Origin of the sequence: Rhizobium grahamii CCGE 502 (genome assembly GCF_000298315.2) — a bacterium.
Taxonomy (GTDB): domain Bacteria; phylum Pseudomonadota; class Alphaproteobacteria; order Rhizobiales; family Rhizobiaceae; genus Rhizobium; species Rhizobium grahamii.
Genome location: NZ_AEYE02000064.1, coordinates 1 through 447 on the forward strand (window position 1 = coordinate 1; position 447 = coordinate 447).

The following is a 447-nucleotide window of genomic DNA, read 5'->3' on the forward strand; positions in this document are numbered from 1 at the left end:
AAAACCGGCAGCGACAAGGCCGGCACCGACAAGACCGGCAGCGACAAGGCCAGGCAGAACGCCCGGCAGTTCGGCATCACCTCGCGCATTATCGCCTCCTCGGCACTGGCAGGCGTGCTGGTCTTCGGCATCGGCGGCTGGGCCGCCCAGGCGAAGCTGTCGGGCGCCGTCATCACCCATGGCCAGGTGGTTGTCTCCGAGCAGGTCAAGACCATCCAGCACCGCGACGGCGGCATCATCGCCGCCATCCGCGTCGACAACGGCACCGTCGTCAGGAAGGGCGACGTCCTCATCGTCCTCGACGACACCCAGACCCGCGTCGAACTGTCGATCGTCAGGGCGCAGCTGCAGCAGCTGACCGCCGCCCATGCCAGGCTGGTGGCCGAGCGCGACGAGGCAGAAACCGTCGGCTTTGCGGCGCTCGACCTGTCCGCCTCGGTGATATCA

General features: G+C 67.8%; 1 pseudogene. It reads left to right on the plus strand.

Features of this window, described 5'->3' with window-relative positions:
• Nucleotides 1-447 (plus strand): annotated as a pseudogene (locus tag RGCCGE502_RS34390) (HlyD family type I secretion periplasmic adaptor subunit); the annotation flags it as partial.